The organism is Streptomyces sp. NPDC096046, from assembly GCF_040303285.1.
Taxonomy (GTDB): Bacteria; Actinomycetota; Actinomycetes; order Streptomycetales; family Streptomycetaceae; genus Streptomyces.
This window is the reverse complement of the sequence record NZ_JBEOSZ010000028.1, coordinates 6,334-20,109: the sequence shown is the minus strand read 5'-3', so window position 1 is coordinate 20,109 and position 13,776 is coordinate 6,334. Positions and strand designations below refer to the sequence as shown.

The following is a 13,776-nucleotide window of genomic DNA, read 5'->3' as shown; positions in this document are numbered from 1 at the left end:
GTCCAGCCTGGCACCATGAGGCCATGCGGATCACCATCCGGGACGGCGGGCCCGACGACATTCCCTCGATACTCGCGATGCTCGACGGCTGCGTGGAGTGGCTGGTCTCCCAAGGGCGCACGGGACAGTGGGGGACGCGGCCTCTGTCTCAGCGCCCGAAGACGGTGGAGTCCGTCGGCCGGTACATGGCGGAGGGCAGCGTGTACATGGCCGACGTGGACGGCGTCCCCGCCGGCACCCTGACGCTCACCGGCTCGGCGGGCGCCCACCTGTCCCATCTCCCGCAGCCCGGCGAACCCGAGCGCTACATCCACTGGCTGGCCTCCGACCGCCGCTTCAAGGGCCGCGGCGTGGGCAGTGCCCTCCTGGCCCACGCCGCCGAGGAGACCCGCCGCGCCGGGGTCTCCCTGCTCCGCGTCGACTGCTACGCCGGGGACGACGGCAAGCTCGTCCGCTACTACGAGGCCTACGGCTTCACCCGCACCGAGGCCTTCACGGTCGGCGAGAACGACTGGCCCGGCCAGCTGCTGGCCCGGCGGGTGTAGGCGGCCTCCGGACCCGGGCGTGTCCAGGTCACCGTGCGTATCGTTGTACCGCGCGGCCGAGTCCGTCCACGGGGCACGGCCGGGGAGGAGCGCCACGATGACCGTCCTTGCAGACAGGATCGAGATGGCCGACAGCAGCGGCGAACTCACCCTCGACATGATGTTCGAGTGGGTGGAGACGATGCCCGTCCCCGAGGGTTACAAGGTCGAGATCGTCGGGGGGAACATCTTCATGGCGCCTCAGCGGGACACCCACTGGGACATCATCCTGGACATCGTCGAGCAGCTGCGCGGCAAGTATCCGCGCAAGCGCGTGAAGTCCGACGTCCGTGTCGACTACCCGGGCCACCTCAACGGCTTCGCCTCCGACATCACCGTGATGGCGGAGGGCGCGGCGAAGAACGCCAAGGGGCTGTGGCGCTACCAGGACGTCGAGTTCGTCGCCGAGGTGATCTCCAAGAAGACCGGCGCCAACGACTACGGCCCCAAGAAGGACGCGTATGCCGTCGCCGGTGTGCCGGTGTACCTGATCGTGGATCCGTACACCGGCCGCTGGCATCTGCACACCAAACCGAAGGACGGCGAGTACCGGGGCGAGCTCAGCCTGGACTTCGGGGACGAGATCGACCTGACGGGCACCGTGGTCGGCCTCGTCCTCACGACCGGCGAATTCCCCCGGGACTGACCGGGCCCGATCGGGCCCTACGCCGCCGGGACCAGCTGATCCTGCTCGCGGGGCACGAACCGCACCCGGGGGTGGCCGCCGTACCAGCCGACCGAGAGGCGCAGGTTGCCGACGCGGGCCAGGATCAGGCCGATGACGGCCGCCGCGATCGCCGCCACCGCGCCGCCGGCCGCGAGGCCGACCCGGGCGCCGTACGTGTCGGTGACCCAGCCGACGACGGGGGCGCCGACCGGGGAGCCGCCGAGGAAGACCATCATGTAGAGGGCCATGACGCGGCCGCGCATGGCCGGGTCCGTGGACATCTGGATGCTGGTGTTCGTCGTGACGTTGACCGTCATGCCGAACAGGCCCAGCGGGACCATGAGCAGCGCGAACATCCACAGCGCGGGGGTCGTCGCCGCGAGGATCTCCAGTGCGCCGAAGGCCATGGCCGCCACGATCAGCAGGCGCAGCCGGGCCGTGCCCCGCCGGGCGGCGAGCAGGGCGCCCGCGACCGAGCCGACCGCCATCAGCGTGTTGAACATGCTGTACGCGCCGGCTCCCGCGTGGAACACGTCGTCCGCGAAGGCCGACAGGTAGACGGGGAAGTTGAAGGCGAACGTGCCGACGAAGCCGACCAGGACGATCGGCCAGATCAGTTCGGGGCGGCCGGTGACGTAGCGCACGCCCTCCCGCAGCTGTCCCTTGCCCCGCGGTGCGCGCTCGACGGTGTGCAGTTCGCGGGCGCGCATCAGCAGGAGGCCGGTGAGCGGCGCGATGAAGGACAGGCCGTTGAAGAGGAACGCGTAGCCGGTGCCGACGCCGGTGATGAGCAGGCCCGCGACGGCGGGGCCGACCAGGCGGGCCGACTGGAAGTTCGCCGAGTTCAGGCTGACCGCGTTCTGCAGCTGGCCGGGGCCGACCAGCTCGGAGACGAAGGACTGCCGGGCCGGGTTGTCGACGACGGTCGCGAGACCGACCGCGAACGCGGCGACGTACACGTGCCACACCTGGACGTGCCCGGTGAGCGTGAGCAAGGCCAGGGCGATCGCGGTGAGGGCCATCGCCGACTGTGTCACGAGCAGCGCGGGCCGCTTGCGCAGCCGGTCGACGAGGACACCGCCGTACAGGCCGAAGAGCAGCATCGGCAGGAACTGCAGCGCTGTCGTGATGCCGACGGCGGTGGAGGAGCCGGTGAGGCTGAGCACCAGCCAGTCCTGGGCGATGCGCTGCATCCAGGTGCCGATGTTGGAGACGACCTGTCCCATGAAGAACAGGCGGTAGTTCCGCACCTTCAGGGAGGAGAACATCGAGGACGTGCGGGCGGTCCGGGCGGCGGGTGTGCCGGGGGTGGGCGGGGAGTCGTGGGGGTCAGGTGCGGGGGCGGAAGCTGCTCCGGGTCCCGAACTCAAAGGGTTCGCCTCCTTGCTGCATACGGTTTACAGGTGCGCGAGCTTCTCCAGCACGGGGGCGGCGGCGCGGAGTTTCGCCCACTCGTCGTCGTCGAGGTTTGCCACCAGCGTGGCCAGGAACGCGTTCCGCTTGGCGCGGCTCTCCTGAAGCATGGCCTCGGCCTGCTCCGTGCGTGTGACGACCTTCTGGCGGCGGTCCTCGGGGTGCGGCTCCAGCCGGACCAGTCCCTTGGCCTCCAGCAGCGCCACGATGCGGGTCATCGACGGGGGCTGGACGTGTTCCTTGCGGGCGAGCTCGCCCGGTGTGGCCTTGCCGCACAGGGACAGGGTGCCCAGCACCGACATCTCGGTGGGGCTGAGCGACTCGTCGACCCGCTGGTGCTTGAGCCGACGGGACAGGCGCATCACGGCGGATCGGAGGGAGTTCACGGCGGCTACGTCGTCGCCATGGGTGAGGTCCGGCATGTTCTTTAGCGTAACTCATTACTCTAACTAAAGACCAGTGGTCACGCGCAGACCGGCCGTGACCCCCGCCACTGAAGCGTGACATCACTCATATGGGTGATAGAGCTGCGGAACGCCCCTCACCGTACCGAACGGTGCCGCGACCCTCTTGGTCATGGGGACCAGTGTGCTCAGCCTGCGAATAGACCGCGACCTGCTCGAACGGCTCCGGCACCAGGCCGCGAAACGGGGAATGAGCGTCCAGGACCATGTGGTCCGGACGCTCATTCGCGATGACTTCGACCAGCGGTTCCAGGCCGCCGTCGAGGAGACGGAGCGGTTCTACGGATCATCCGACCCCGGTGACGGGGATCAGGTCAGACCCAGCGCCGGCATCAGGTAGTAGAACGCGAACACCGCCGACACGACGTACATCGCCACCGGCACCTCCCGGCCCCGCCCGGCCGCCAGCCGCAGCACCACGAAGGTGATGAAGCCCATGCCGATGCCGTTGGTGATCGAGTAGGTGAACGGCATCATCAGCATCGTCACGAAGGCCGGGACGGCGATGGTGTAGTCCGCCCAGTCGATCTCCTTGGCCGAACCGGCCATGATCAGGAAGCCGACCGCGACCAGCGCGGGCGTGGCCGCCTGGGACGGCACCATCGTGGCGACCGGTGTCAGGAAGAGGGCGGCGGCGAAGAGGCCGCCGGTGACGACGTTCGCGAGACCGGTCCGGGCCCCCTCGCCGACGCCCGCCGTGGACTCGACGAAGGCGGTCGTCGCGGAGGAGGAACTGGCGCCGCCGGCGGCGACCGCGAGGCCGTCGACGAACAGCACCTTGTTGATGCCGGGCATCTGCCCCTCGCCGTCGGTCAGCTTCGCCTCGTCGGAGACGCCCATGATCGTGCCCATCGCGTCGAAGAAGCACGACAGCAGCACCGTGAAGACGAAGAGCACGCCGGTGAGCATGCCGACCTTGCCGAAGCCGCCGAACAGGCTGACCTGCCCGATCAGCCCGAAGTCGGGGCTCGCGACCGGGTTGCCGGGCCAGTTCGGCGTGGTCAGGCCCCAGCTCGGCACCTTCGCCACCGCGTTGATGACGACCGCGAGGACCGTCATGGCGGCGATCGAGATCAGGATCGCGCCGGAGACCTTGCGCACGATGAGCGCGAGGGTCAGCAGGGCGCCCAGGACGAAGACGAGCACCGGCCAGCCGTTGAGGTGCCCGTCGCCGCCGAGCTGGAGCGGGACGGTGGTCTGGGCGGCGTCCGGCATGCGGGAGACGAAGCCCGCGTCGACGAGCCCGATCAGCATGATGAACAGGCCGATGCCGATGGAGATGGCCTTGCGCAGCCCGTAGGGCACGGCGTTCATGACACGTTCGCGCAGTCCCGTGGCGACCAGCAGCATGACCACGAACCCGGCGAGGACGACCATGCCCATCGCGTCCGGCCAGGACATGCGCGGGGCGAGCTGGAGGGCGACGACGGAGTTCACGCCGAGGCCGGCGGCCAGCGCGATCGGGACGTTGCCGATGACGCCCATGAGGAGGGTGGTGAGCGCGGCGGTGAGGGCCGTCGCGGTGACCAGCTGACCGTTGTCGAGCTGGTGACCGTACATGTCCTTCGCGCTGCCGAGGATGATCGGGTTCAGCACGATGATGTAGGCCATCGCGAAGAAGGTGGCGAGACCGCCCCGGACCTCGCGGGACAGGGTGCTGCCCCGCTCGGAGATCCGGAAGAAGCGGTCGAGTGAGCCGTACGTGGGCCCGGCTCCCGGCTGTTCAGGGGCGGGGACCTTGGCGGGAGCCGAGGAGGACATGTGTTTGGTGTTTCCTACGAAGAGAAGTGGACAGACACAAACCGTTTCAGTATGAACGTATAAGACCGCGATCGGCCATCTCCGCGCGTAGATCTGATCGCCTCGTAAGCTGTCCCCATGGCGAAATGGACCCCCCGACACGAGGCGCCGGAGCCCCTGGAGGGCCCCGTGGTCGCCACCGTCACCGGCGGCACGATCCTGTGGTTCGTTCTCTTCCTCGTCCAGCTCCCCTTCTACGGCTGGTTCGACGACCACGGCCACACCTGGTGGGTGTGGACCTGCCTGGCCGGCGCCGGGCTGGGACTGATCGGCATCTGGTACGTCCGCAGGCGTGAAGCCGCGATCAAGCGGGCGGCGTCCGACGAGCACCTGACGGCGACGCCCGAAGCGCCCTAGGGGGCTTCTGATGGATCTACGTGGAAGAAGGAGCGGCGTTCGGTGCGTGCGATCGGCGTGCGCCGTGAACGGTCATGTGGCGGAGCCACCTGTCCGTTCACGGCGTGCGGCGAGCGTGCGTGCCGGGCGTCGTGACGCCGCGGAGATCCATCAGAAGCCCCCTAGCCCGCTCTTCGCCGAGACACGCCTCCGCCCCCTCCCTACGCTCGTACAAGGCGGCGAAACGCTCGAGAACCGTCGGCGCGAAACCGCCGCCCGACCGGTGAGGAGTGCGGCGATGACGATGCGAGACAGCGCGGCCGAGGCCGACCGTGCCCTGAAGTCCAAGCACCGGGCGATGTGGGCCCAGGGCGATTACCCGTCCCTGGCCGCCGAGGTCATCCCCGAACTGGGAACGATCCTGGTCGAGGCGTGCGGGGTGGGCCCCGGCCGGCGGGTGCTGGACGTGGGCGCCGGTTCCGGCAACGCCGCGATCCCGGCGGCCCTCGCCGGCGCGGACGTGGTGGCCGCCGACCTGACCCCGGAGCTCTTCGAAGCGGGCCGCCGGGAGGCCGGGAAGCGGGGCGCGGACCTCACCTGGCGGGAGGCCGACGCCGAGGCCCTGCCCTTCGGCGACGCGGAGTTCGACACCGTGCTGTCCTGCGTGGGCGTCATGTTCGCCCCACACCACCAGCGGGCCGCCGACGAATGCGTCCGGGTCTGCCGTCCGGGCGGCACCGTCGGGCTGCTCAGCTGGACGCCGCAGGGCTTCATCGGCCGGATGTTCGCCGCGATGAAGCCGTACGCGCCACCGCCCCCGCCGGGTGCCCTGCCGCCCCCGCTGTGGGGGGACGAGGACCATGTGCGCGCCCTCCTCGGTGACCGGGTCACGGACGTCAGGGCCGAGCGCCGCACGGTGCGGGTCGACCGCTTCGAGACGCCCGAGATGTTCCGCGACTACTTCAAGGAGCGTTACGGCCCGGCCATCAGTGTCTACAAGAACATCGCCGGTGAGCCCGAACGCGCCGCCGCCCTGGACGGCGCCCTGGTGGACCTCGCCCGCGACGGCGACCTCGGCACAGGCTCCGACGGGACGGTCCTGGAGTGGGAGTACCTGCTGTTCACCGCACGCCGGGCGGGCTGACCCCGGGACGTGGCACCGGGGTCCTACGGCGTACAACTCCCGTACGACCACGGCACGAAGTCCGTCGGCCTGAGGTCGGATCTTCGCCGCATTCAGCGGGTGAAGCGGCAAAACCGCACGTACCGTCGAATGCATGACGCATCTCGACACGGGTGCCCGGACCGACTCCGCGCGGCCGGCGACGGTTACCTCCCGTGAGACCGGCCTGACCGGTGCGCAGGTCATCGAGCGGGTGGAACGCGGCCAGGTCAACGACGTGCCGGTGCGCAGCAGCCGGTCCACCGTCGACATCGTCCGTGCGAACGTCTTCACCCGCTTCAACGCGATCATCGGCGTGCTGTGGGTGATCATGCTGGTGGTGGCGCCGATCCAGGACAGCCTGTTCGGGTTCGTGATCCTCGCCAACACCGGCATCGGGATCGTCCAGGAGTGGCGGGCGAAGAAGACGCTGGACTCGCTCGCGCTGATCGGCGAGGTGCGGCCGACCGTACGCCGGGACGGGACCGCCGCGCAGGTCAGCACCTCCGAGATCGTGCTGGACGACCTGCTCGAGATCGGGCCCGGCGACAAGATCGTCGTCGACGGCGTCTGTGTCGAGGCCGACGGGCTGGAGATCGACGAGTCGCTGCTCACCGGCGAGGCCGACCCGGTCGTCAAGCATCCGGGCGACCAGGTCATGTCGGGCAGCTTCGTGGTCGCGGGCGGCGGGGCCTTCCAGGCGACGAAGGTCGGCCGGGAGGCCTACGCCGCCCAGCTCGCCGAGGAGGCCTCGCGCTTCACCCTCGTCCAGTCCGAGCTGCGCTCGGGCATCTCCACGATCCTCAAGTACGTCACGTGGATGATGGTCCCGACCGCGATCGGCCTGGTCATCAGCCAGCTGGTCGTCAAGGAGAACGCCTTCGACGACTCGGTCGCCCGCACGGTCGGCGGCATCGTCCCGATGGTCCCCGAGGGCCTGGTCCTGCTCACCTCGGTCGCCTTCGCCATCGGCGTGATCCGCCTCGGCCGCAAGCAGTGCCTGGTGCAGGAGCTGCCCGCGATCGAGGGGCTGGCCCGGGTCGACACCGTCTGTCTCGACAAGACCGGCACCCTCACCGAGGGCGGCATGGACGTCACCGGGCTGCGGCCGCTGCAGGGCGCCGACGAGACGTACGTACGCAAGGTGCTCGGCGCGCTCGGCGCGTCGGACCCGCGGCCGAACGCCTCCCTGAAGGCGATCATCGACACCTACCCGGCGGTCGAGGACTGGCGCTGCACCGAGGCCCTGCCGTTCTCCTCGGCCCGCAAGTACAGCGGGGCCGCGCTCAGCGAGGGCGACGGGCGGTCGAGCCGATGGCTGCTGGGCGCGCCCGACGTGCTGCTGGCGGAGGACGATCCGGCCCTCGCCGAGACCGGGCGGCTGAACGAGCAGGGCCTCAGGGTGCTGCTGCTCGCCCGGGTCGCGCGGGATCTGGGCGATTCCGAGGTGACGACGGGGGCGCGGCCCACCGCCCTGGTCGTGCTGGAGCAGCGGCTGCGGCCGGACGCCGCCGACACCCTGCGCTACTTCGCCGACCAGGACGTCCGGGCCAAGGTCATCTCCGGTGACAACGCGGTGTCGGTGGGAGCGGTCGCCGCCAAGCTCGGGCTGTCCGGCACCACCGTCGACGCGCGCCGGCTGCCCGCCGAGCAGGACGGGATGGCCGACGCCCTCGACGACGGCACGGTGTTCGGGCGGGTCACCCCGCAACAGAAGCGGAACATGGTGGGGGCGCTCCAGTCCCGCGGGCACACGGTCGCGATGACCGGTGACGGGGTGAACGACGTGCTCGCCCTGAAGGACGCCGACATCGGCGTGGCGATGGGCTCCGGCTCGGAGGCGACCCGGGCGGTCGCGCAGATCGTGCTGCTGAACAACAGCTTCGCGACGCTGCCGTCGGTGGTGGCCGAGGGGCGCCGGGTCATCGGCAACATCACCCGCGTGGCGACCCTGTTCCTGGTCAAGACGGTCTACTCGGTGCTGCTCGCCGTGCTGGTGGTGTGCTCGCAGGTGGAGTACCCGTTCCTGCCGCGCCACCTGACCCTGCTCTCCACGCTGACCATCGGCATCCCGGCGTTCTTCCTGGCGCTCGCGCCCAACAAGGAACGCGCGAAGCCGAACTTCGTACGGCGGGTCATGCGGTACGCGATCCCGGGCGGGGTCGTGGCGGCGGTGGCGACCTTCGCGACGTATCTGATCGCCCGGGAGCACTACACGGGTGCGGGGGCGCTGGACGCGGAGACGAGTGTGGCGACGCTGACGCTCTTCCTGATCTCCATGTGGGTGCTGGCGATCATCGCCCGGCCCTACACCTGGTGGCGTGTCGCCCTCGTCGCGTCCATGGCCGGGGCGTTCCTGCTGGTGCTGATCGTGCCGTGGTTGCAGCACTTCTTCGCGCTGAAGCTGGTCGGGGTGACGATGCCGTGGACCGCCGTCGGCGTCGCGGCGGTGGCGGCGGCCACCCTGGAACTCCTGTGGAGGTGGGTGGACCGCCGCTTTCCCGCTTAGGGGTCCTTGCACTATGCCCGTCCGGGTCGCGCGGCCTGGCACCGCACCTCGCCGCGTTGCCGAAACGCCCTAGTAGCTCCGCTACGAGGGCTTCCCGGCGCCTTGCGATGCACGGCACCAGACCAGGTGCCCTGATCGGACGCTCATAGTGAAAGGACCCCTTAGGCCCCTTGCGCTCGGCTCGGGCCGTGAGGCTTTCCGCCGGGTTCCGTCCGCGACCCGTACGGGGCTGATCGCGCGGTCGCCCGCTCCCCTCGCGGGGCGCTGCTACTTCACGTCGTCGCGCGAACGGTGTTACCGCACGTCGACGAAGTCACCCGTGGCGTTGACCGCCGGGGTGGTCGTGGTGCCCGCGAAGGAGTAGCGGAAGTAACCGTCCGTGGCGGCCTTGACCGTGGTCTTCAGACCGCCCGTGGAGTTGGACTTGATGGTCTTCACGGTGGTGTAGGTGTTGGAGTTCTTCTTGCGGAACTGCAGCTTCACCGACTGGTTGGTGTAGCCGTGGTACTTGTTGTCGTCCCAGTTGGCGCGGGACAGCTTGCCGGTGACCGTGATGGTCTGGCCCTTCTTCACCGGCTCCGGCGAGGCGTTGACCGTCAGCTTGGAGTACCGCTGGACCTTGGCCGTCTTGTAGGCCTCGCGGATCACGTAGTCGCCGTCGTTACCGGCGGCAGCGGCCCACACCTTCCAGGTACCGGCCAGGATGTTGCTGTAGACGTTGTCGTTCGGGTCGGCGATCAGCGTGACCTTGCACGTGGCGGTGGTCGCGCTGGAGTTGGTGCACTTTCCGACCTGCTCGTCGTCCAGGCTCTCCGGCACGATCGCGCCGTCGGCGCTTTCGACGTCGGGGCCGTGCCACAGCATCGCGAAGGCGTCCTGGATGCCTTCCGGGTCGGTGGCCGTCACGGAGACGGTGAAGGACTTCTTGGCCGTCGTGCCGACCACGATGTTCTTGCCGCCGTTGACGGTCACACCCGTGATCTTGGTGTCGCCCAGGGACTCGTCCGCCGGAGCGGCGGCGGTGAACGGCGTGGCCTTCGAGGTGGACGGGACCAGCGACGCCAGGTCCGGCGTCGGGTTGTCCGCCTGCGCGGCCGGCACGGCGAGGGCGGAGAGGGCCAGGGCGCCGGTGACGGCGGCCACGGTGGCTCGGATACGCATGCGTTCTCCAGTTGGAGAGGGGCCCCGGTGCTCGTCGTCGGCTCTCGGGGCCCAAGTGATCGTGGAGTCTGTTGACTCGCATGATCAGATAGTTCAGCAGTGCGCTTGGTTGTACGGCAGGTGAAAAATACGTGCGCCAGTTTTCACCAACAGCCCCAACTCTCCACTGAATCGGTCGATTCCGGTCAGTCGAACCACCGGTCCCGCGCCAGCTCCTCCGTGCGGGACGGGTCCTCCAGCAGCGCCCCCACCTCGAACCGCCGCGGCCACTGCCCCGCCGCCCAGGCGAGCCCCGCGGCGACACCCTCCAGCGTGGCCGCGTGCAGCACACCGTCGTCGGTGAGCCGCCAGTCGATCTCCACGCCGTCGACGACGAGTTCCTCGTGCTCCACGTAGGTGGAGAGGGTCCGCCGGCCCAGCAGCACCCGCACCGGCTCCGGTACGTCGTGCTCGGTGCCCTCGGAGGTGACCTCACCGGTGACGGACTCGCTCAGCCGCCGCACCTGGAACAGTTCGGCCAGTCCGGCGGCGCGTGACGGCCGTACGGGGAGCAGCGGAACGCCCTCGGTGAACGGCAGCAGGTCGGGTGAGTCGCACACCACGGCGTCGGCCGCGTCCACGACCTCCACCCGGCCGTCGGTGACGGCCCGCAGGTCGTCCGGCAGGGTCACCTGCTCGGGGTCCAGATCGGCCAGCGCCCCGTACAGGGCGTGCAGCTGAGCGCCCGTCACCTCCCGTGCGGGGTCGGCGAGCCGGTCGAGCAGCTCGGCGGCACCGCCCGGCTCGTCCAGCAGCGCGGCGACGGAGGTGCGCACCCCCAGGGCCCGCAGCACCTGCTCGTCCTCGAACCCGGTCGCGTCGGCCTCGTCGTACAGCCCGCGCAGCAGCGGGTCGCCGCCGGCGGCCCGCAGTCCGGCCGGGCGGCGGCCGTCGAGCACCGGGTTGCCGCGCAGCCACCAGGCGGTGTACGGCCGGACGGCCTCGTGGGTCCCGTCCGGCAGCAGGATCCGCACGGGCTGCACGATCGCGTCCCTGAGCGGCGGCCGGGACAGCAGCGCGAGCGCCTGCGCCCACTTGTCCTCGTCGACCAGGTCCAGGTCCCGTACGGCGAGGATCTCGGTGGCGACCGGCGGCACCGGGCTGTCCGGGAAGCGGTCGAGGATGTCCTCGCACCACACGTCGACGGCGTCCAGCAGGCCCGCGTCGTCGGGTTCGGCGAAGTCGCCCTCGCGGGGCTCCAGTTCGTCGGGGTCGAGGACGACGTCGGTGGCGCGGACGACCGCGAAGTCCACCAGGACACCGCAGGCGGCCAGCGGCTGCTCGCCCCACTTGGCGGCCAGTTCGGCGTCCACGCAGGCGAGTTCGCCCTCGCGCATGACCTGGGCGAAGGGACCGCCGGGGTAGACCAGTTCGCAGGCCGGGGCCGGTTCGCCGTCCTCGTCGGGCAGGGCGAGCGCGCCGAGCCAGGGCTCGTCACCGGGCTGGAGGCCGGCGTCCCGCACCAGCGCGAGCACGGTGTCGGCCAGTTCGTCGGCGTCGAGGACGTCCTCTTCCCAGTTCACACCCCCCTCGTCGTCCAGGGACGCGGCGACGGCGGTCCGGACCTGCGGGGTGGTGAGGACGGCCCGGGGGGTCGCGGGCAGGGCGCCGAGCTTCTCCAGGATCGGATGGGCGGCATCCGGGTGGGCGACCTTCAGACCGAGCCGGGCCAGCACCTCGGGGTCGATTCGGGCGGCCTCCGCGCCGGGCAGGAGCACCTGCCGGGGCCCGATGGTCGTCCTGCCGTCCGCCAGCGGGACCGGCAGCCCCGACAGCCGCTCCGGGTCGGTCCCGGCCAGGCTGTCGTAGAGCCGCCGCCACCAGCCGGGTTCCTTCTCCAGTCCGGCCAGCCGGTCGATCGCGTCGGTCAGCGGGACCCGGGCGACGCCCAGGGTCCGCAGCTCGGCGCGCCGCTCCAGCCCGGCGGGCAGCAGGGTGGGCAGCACCTCGGCGAGCACCCGCACGGTGTCCGCGCCCGCGCCCTCGACGACCTCGGCGTCCCGGGGCCGCAGGGAATCCGGCAGGTCGTCGTCCTCGCGGGGCGGGAGGGCGGGCGGGAGGAACGCGGTCCGCGGCAGCCGCTCCAGGATCGCCCGGCGCAGGGCACCGTCCAGTTCGCCCTTGCCGAGCGGCCCGGGCACGAGGTCGATGATCCCGGAGGTCACCGGCCGCCAGTGGCCGAGGAGTTCGGCGTAGGCGTCGGCCGCGCGCCGGACCAGGAAGTCGGTCAGCGGGCCGGGGGCGGCGTGCCGGCGGGTGGAGTCCAGCGGGAACGAGGCGATGAGCAGGGCCGGGACGCCGAGCGGCTCGTCGCTCGGGGTGGGGGCGTGCACGACCGCGCTGGTGCGGGGCCGGGCCGGGCTGCCGTCGCTGTCCACGGGCACGGCCCAGGTGACGGACCAGTGGGGCCGTAGCCGCTCCTCGACGGGCCGGTCGGCGAGCAGGTCGGGGGTGAGGGGGCCGTGGGCGGCGGCGCTGCGCCAGTGGGTGACGCCGTGGGCGGAGTCGTCGACGACGGTGAAGGGCCCGTCGGTCCGGCGGGTGAGGGTCCGCGGCTTCTCGCCGTTGATCTCGACGACCAGCTCGTGCAGCCCGGGCAGGGTGAGCAGCAGGGCGTCGTCGACGGCCTTCAGGAGCCGCTCGGCGAGGTCGGCGGCGGCCGCGTCCCGCAGGGGCAGGATGACGGCCGTGTCGTACGGGTCGGGGGCGGTGCCCTCGGCGGCGTAGGGCAGCCGCAGCAGGGGGACGTGCCCGTCCCGCCGCCGGACCTCGTCCCCGAGGCCGGGGCTGTGCCGGGCGGTCTCGGCGGCCAGGGCCCTGGCCTCGGCCAGCGACCACCGCACGCCGCCGTGCCGGCCGACGACGGCGGGCTCGTCGGTGACGGAGAGGACGGCGGCGAAGCCGACGCCGAACCGCCCCACGGAGGACGTGTCCCCCGAGTTCCTCTTGGCCGACGCCCGCAGGGTGGACAGCGACTCGACCCCGGCCGCGTCCAGCGGTGCTCCGGTGTTGGCGGCGACGAGCACCCCGTCCCGCAGGGTGAGCCGCAGCCGGCCCGGCACCGCGGCCCGGGCCGCCGCGTCGGCCGCGTTCTGGGCGAGTTCCACGACGAGCCGGTCCCGGTAGCCGCCGAGAACCAGGTCCTCCTCGGCATTGGCGTCCTCGCGGAACCGGGCGGGGCTGGTGGCCCAGGCGTCGAGGACACCGCGACGCAGACGGGCGGTACCGAACGGATCGGCCCCCTCGGCGGCGGGCCGCACGAACTTGCTGCTCACGTTCCGTTCCTTCTCCTCGTGGACGTGAGGACGAAGGTACCGCCTGGGGAGCACCCGCCGTGCCCCCGTCCGGCGCGGACGGCCGGGGGCGGAGCGGCCCCGGAGCCGGGCGGGCCGCGGGCGGCTACGAGTGACCCAGCTCCTCCGTGTCGGCGTCCGCGGCCGGTGACACCGACCCCGAATCCGAGGACGGGCGCAGCGGGAAGGGGTCGACCCGGGTCTCGTCGATGACCGGGGCGGCGGGCTGGGGCGGACGGCCGGGGGGGTGCGGCCCCGGAGCCGGGCGGGCCGCGGGCGGCTACGAGTGACCCAGCTCCTCCGTGTCGGCGTCCGCGGCCGGTGACACCGACCCCGAATCCGAGGACG

11 protein-coding genes and 1 pseudogene are annotated in these 13,776 nt (G+C 71.3%); 6 read left to right on the top strand and 6 right to left on the bottom strand.

The features are described 5' to 3' along the window. Positions 1 to 23 precede the first annotated feature (23 nt). Together ABTX62_RS23570 and ABTX62_RS23565 are read left to right on the top strand one after the other, a co-directional pair. Entirely contained in the window at positions 24 to 545 is a 522-nt protein-coding gene (locus tag ABTX62_RS23570; RefSeq protein WP_352118044.1) for a GNAT family N-acetyltransferase, read from the top strand. 97 nt (positions 546 to 642) lie between these two features. Beyond that, positions 643 to 1,230, top strand: coding sequence for a Uma2 family endonuclease (locus ABTX62_RS23565; RefSeq protein WP_352118043.1), 588 nt, complete (start codon positions 643 to 645; stop codon positions 1,228 to 1,230). Between the two features lie 17 nt (positions 1,231 to 1,247). Here the strand turns inward: ABTX62_RS23565 and ABTX62_RS23560 are convergent, their stop codons facing one another. Both ABTX62_RS23560 and ABTX62_RS23555 read right to left on the bottom strand, forming a co-directional pair. After that, the gene (locus tag ABTX62_RS23560) at positions 1,248 to 2,621 is read right to left on the bottom strand and encodes an MFS transporter (protein WP_352118042.1); all 1,374 of its coding nucleotides are present in this window, start codon (positions 2,619 to 2,621) and stop codon (positions 1,248 to 1,250) included. 27 nt (positions 2,622 to 2,648) lie between these two features. Next, positions 2,649 to 3,086 (bottom strand): MarR family winged helix-turn-helix transcriptional regulator, encoded by a 438-nt coding sequence (locus ABTX62_RS23555; protein WP_352118041.1) that lies wholly within the window; start codon positions 3,084 to 3,086, stop codon positions 2,649 to 2,651. Positions 3,087 to 3,240: 154 nt separating this feature from the next. Here ABTX62_RS23555 and ABTX62_RS23550 point away from each other — a divergent pair, with 154 nt between their 5' ends. Further along, a complete protein-coding gene (locus ABTX62_RS23550; RefSeq protein WP_352118040.1) occupies positions 3,241 to 3,468 on the top strand; it encodes a ribbon-helix-helix protein, CopG family in 228 nt (75 codons plus the stop codon). Here ABTX62_RS23550 and ABTX62_RS23545 read toward each other — a convergent pair. Beyond that, on the bottom strand, positions 3,438 to 4,889 hold the full coding sequence (locus tag ABTX62_RS23545; RefSeq protein WP_352118039.1) for an NCS2 family permease: 1,452 nt from the start codon (positions 4,887 to 4,889) through the stop codon (positions 3,438 to 3,440). The two genes, ABTX62_RS23550 and ABTX62_RS23545, sit on opposite strands and share 31 nt — an antisense overlap. Before the next feature lie 117 nt (positions 4,890 to 5,006). Here ABTX62_RS23545 and ABTX62_RS23540 point away from each other — a divergent pair, with 117 nt between their 5' ends. The 3 genes from ABTX62_RS23540 to ABTX62_RS23530 all read left to right on the top strand — a co-directional run bounded on the left by ABTX62_RS23540 (position 5,007) and on the right by ABTX62_RS23530 (position 8,935). Then, entirely contained in the window at positions 5,007 to 5,285 is a 279-nt protein-coding gene (locus ABTX62_RS23540) for a DUF2530 domain-containing protein (protein ID WP_283971873.1), read from the top strand. Between the two features lie 277 nt (positions 5,286 to 5,562). After that, positions 5,563 to 6,408, top strand: a complete 846-nt coding sequence (locus tag ABTX62_RS23535) for a class I SAM-dependent methyltransferase (protein ID WP_352118038.1) — start codon at positions 5,563 to 5,565, stop codon at positions 6,406 to 6,408. Between the two features lie 133 nt (positions 6,409 to 6,541). Next, the gene (locus ABTX62_RS23530; RefSeq protein WP_352118037.1) at positions 6,542 to 8,935 is read left to right on the top strand and encodes an HAD-IC family P-type ATPase; all 2,394 of its coding nucleotides are present in this window, start codon (positions 6,542 to 6,544) and stop codon (positions 8,933 to 8,935) included. A 294-nt stretch (positions 8,936 to 9,229) separates the two neighbouring features. Here the strand turns inward: ABTX62_RS23530 and ABTX62_RS23525 are convergent, their stop codons facing one another. From ABTX62_RS23525 to ABTX62_RS23515, 3 genes and pseudogenes are all read right to left on the bottom strand, one after another. Beyond that, positions 9,230 to 10,096 (bottom strand): DUF5707 domain-containing protein, encoded by an 867-nt coding sequence (locus ABTX62_RS23525; protein ID WP_352118036.1) that lies wholly within the window; start codon positions 10,094 to 10,096, stop codon positions 9,230 to 9,232. A 185-nt stretch (positions 10,097 to 10,281) separates the two neighbouring features. Then, positions 10,282 to 13,410, bottom strand: a complete 3,129-nt coding sequence (locus ABTX62_RS23520; RefSeq protein ID WP_352118035.1) for a sacsin N-terminal ATP-binding-like domain-containing protein — start codon at positions 13,408 to 13,410, stop codon at positions 10,282 to 10,284. Positions 13,411 to 13,534: 124 nt separating this feature from the next. Next, positions 13,535 to 13,666: pseudogene (locus tag ABTX62_RS23515) on the bottom strand (DUF3027 domain-containing protein); the annotation flags it as partial. Positions 13,667 to 13,776 lie beyond the last annotated feature (110 nt).

Coding starts and splice junctions, on each gene's coding strand:
- ABTX62_RS23540 (WP_283971873.1), top strand. CDS start 5,007: ATGGCGAAATGGACCCCCCGACACGAGGCGCCGGAGCCCCTGGAGGGC.
- ABTX62_RS23545 (WP_352118039.1), bottom strand. CDS start 4,889: ATGTCCTCCTCGGCTCCCGCCAAGGTCCCCGCCCCTGAACAGCCGGGA.
- ABTX62_RS23565 (WP_352118043.1), top strand. CDS start 643: ATGACCGTCCTTGCAGACAGGATCGAGATGGCCGACAGCAGCGGCGAA.
- ABTX62_RS23555 (WP_352118041.1), bottom strand. CDS start 3,086: ATGCCGGACCTCACCCATGGCGACGACGTAGCCGCCGTGAACTCCCTC.
- ABTX62_RS23550 (WP_352118040.1), top strand. CDS start 3,241: ATGGGGACCAGTGTGCTCAGCCTGCGAATAGACCGCGACCTGCTCGAA.
- ABTX62_RS23570 (WP_352118044.1), top strand. CDS start 24: ATGCGGATCACCATCCGGGACGGCGGGCCCGACGACATTCCCTCGATA.
- ABTX62_RS23530 (WP_352118037.1), top strand. CDS start 6,542: ATGACGCATCTCGACACGGGTGCCCGGACCGACTCCGCGCGGCCGGCG.
- ABTX62_RS23535 (WP_352118038.1), top strand. CDS start 5,563: ATGACGATGCGAGACAGCGCGGCCGAGGCCGACCGTGCCCTGAAGTCC.
- ABTX62_RS23525 (WP_352118036.1), bottom strand. CDS start 10,096: ATGCGTATCCGAGCCACCGTGGCCGCCGTCACCGGCGCCCTGGCCCTC.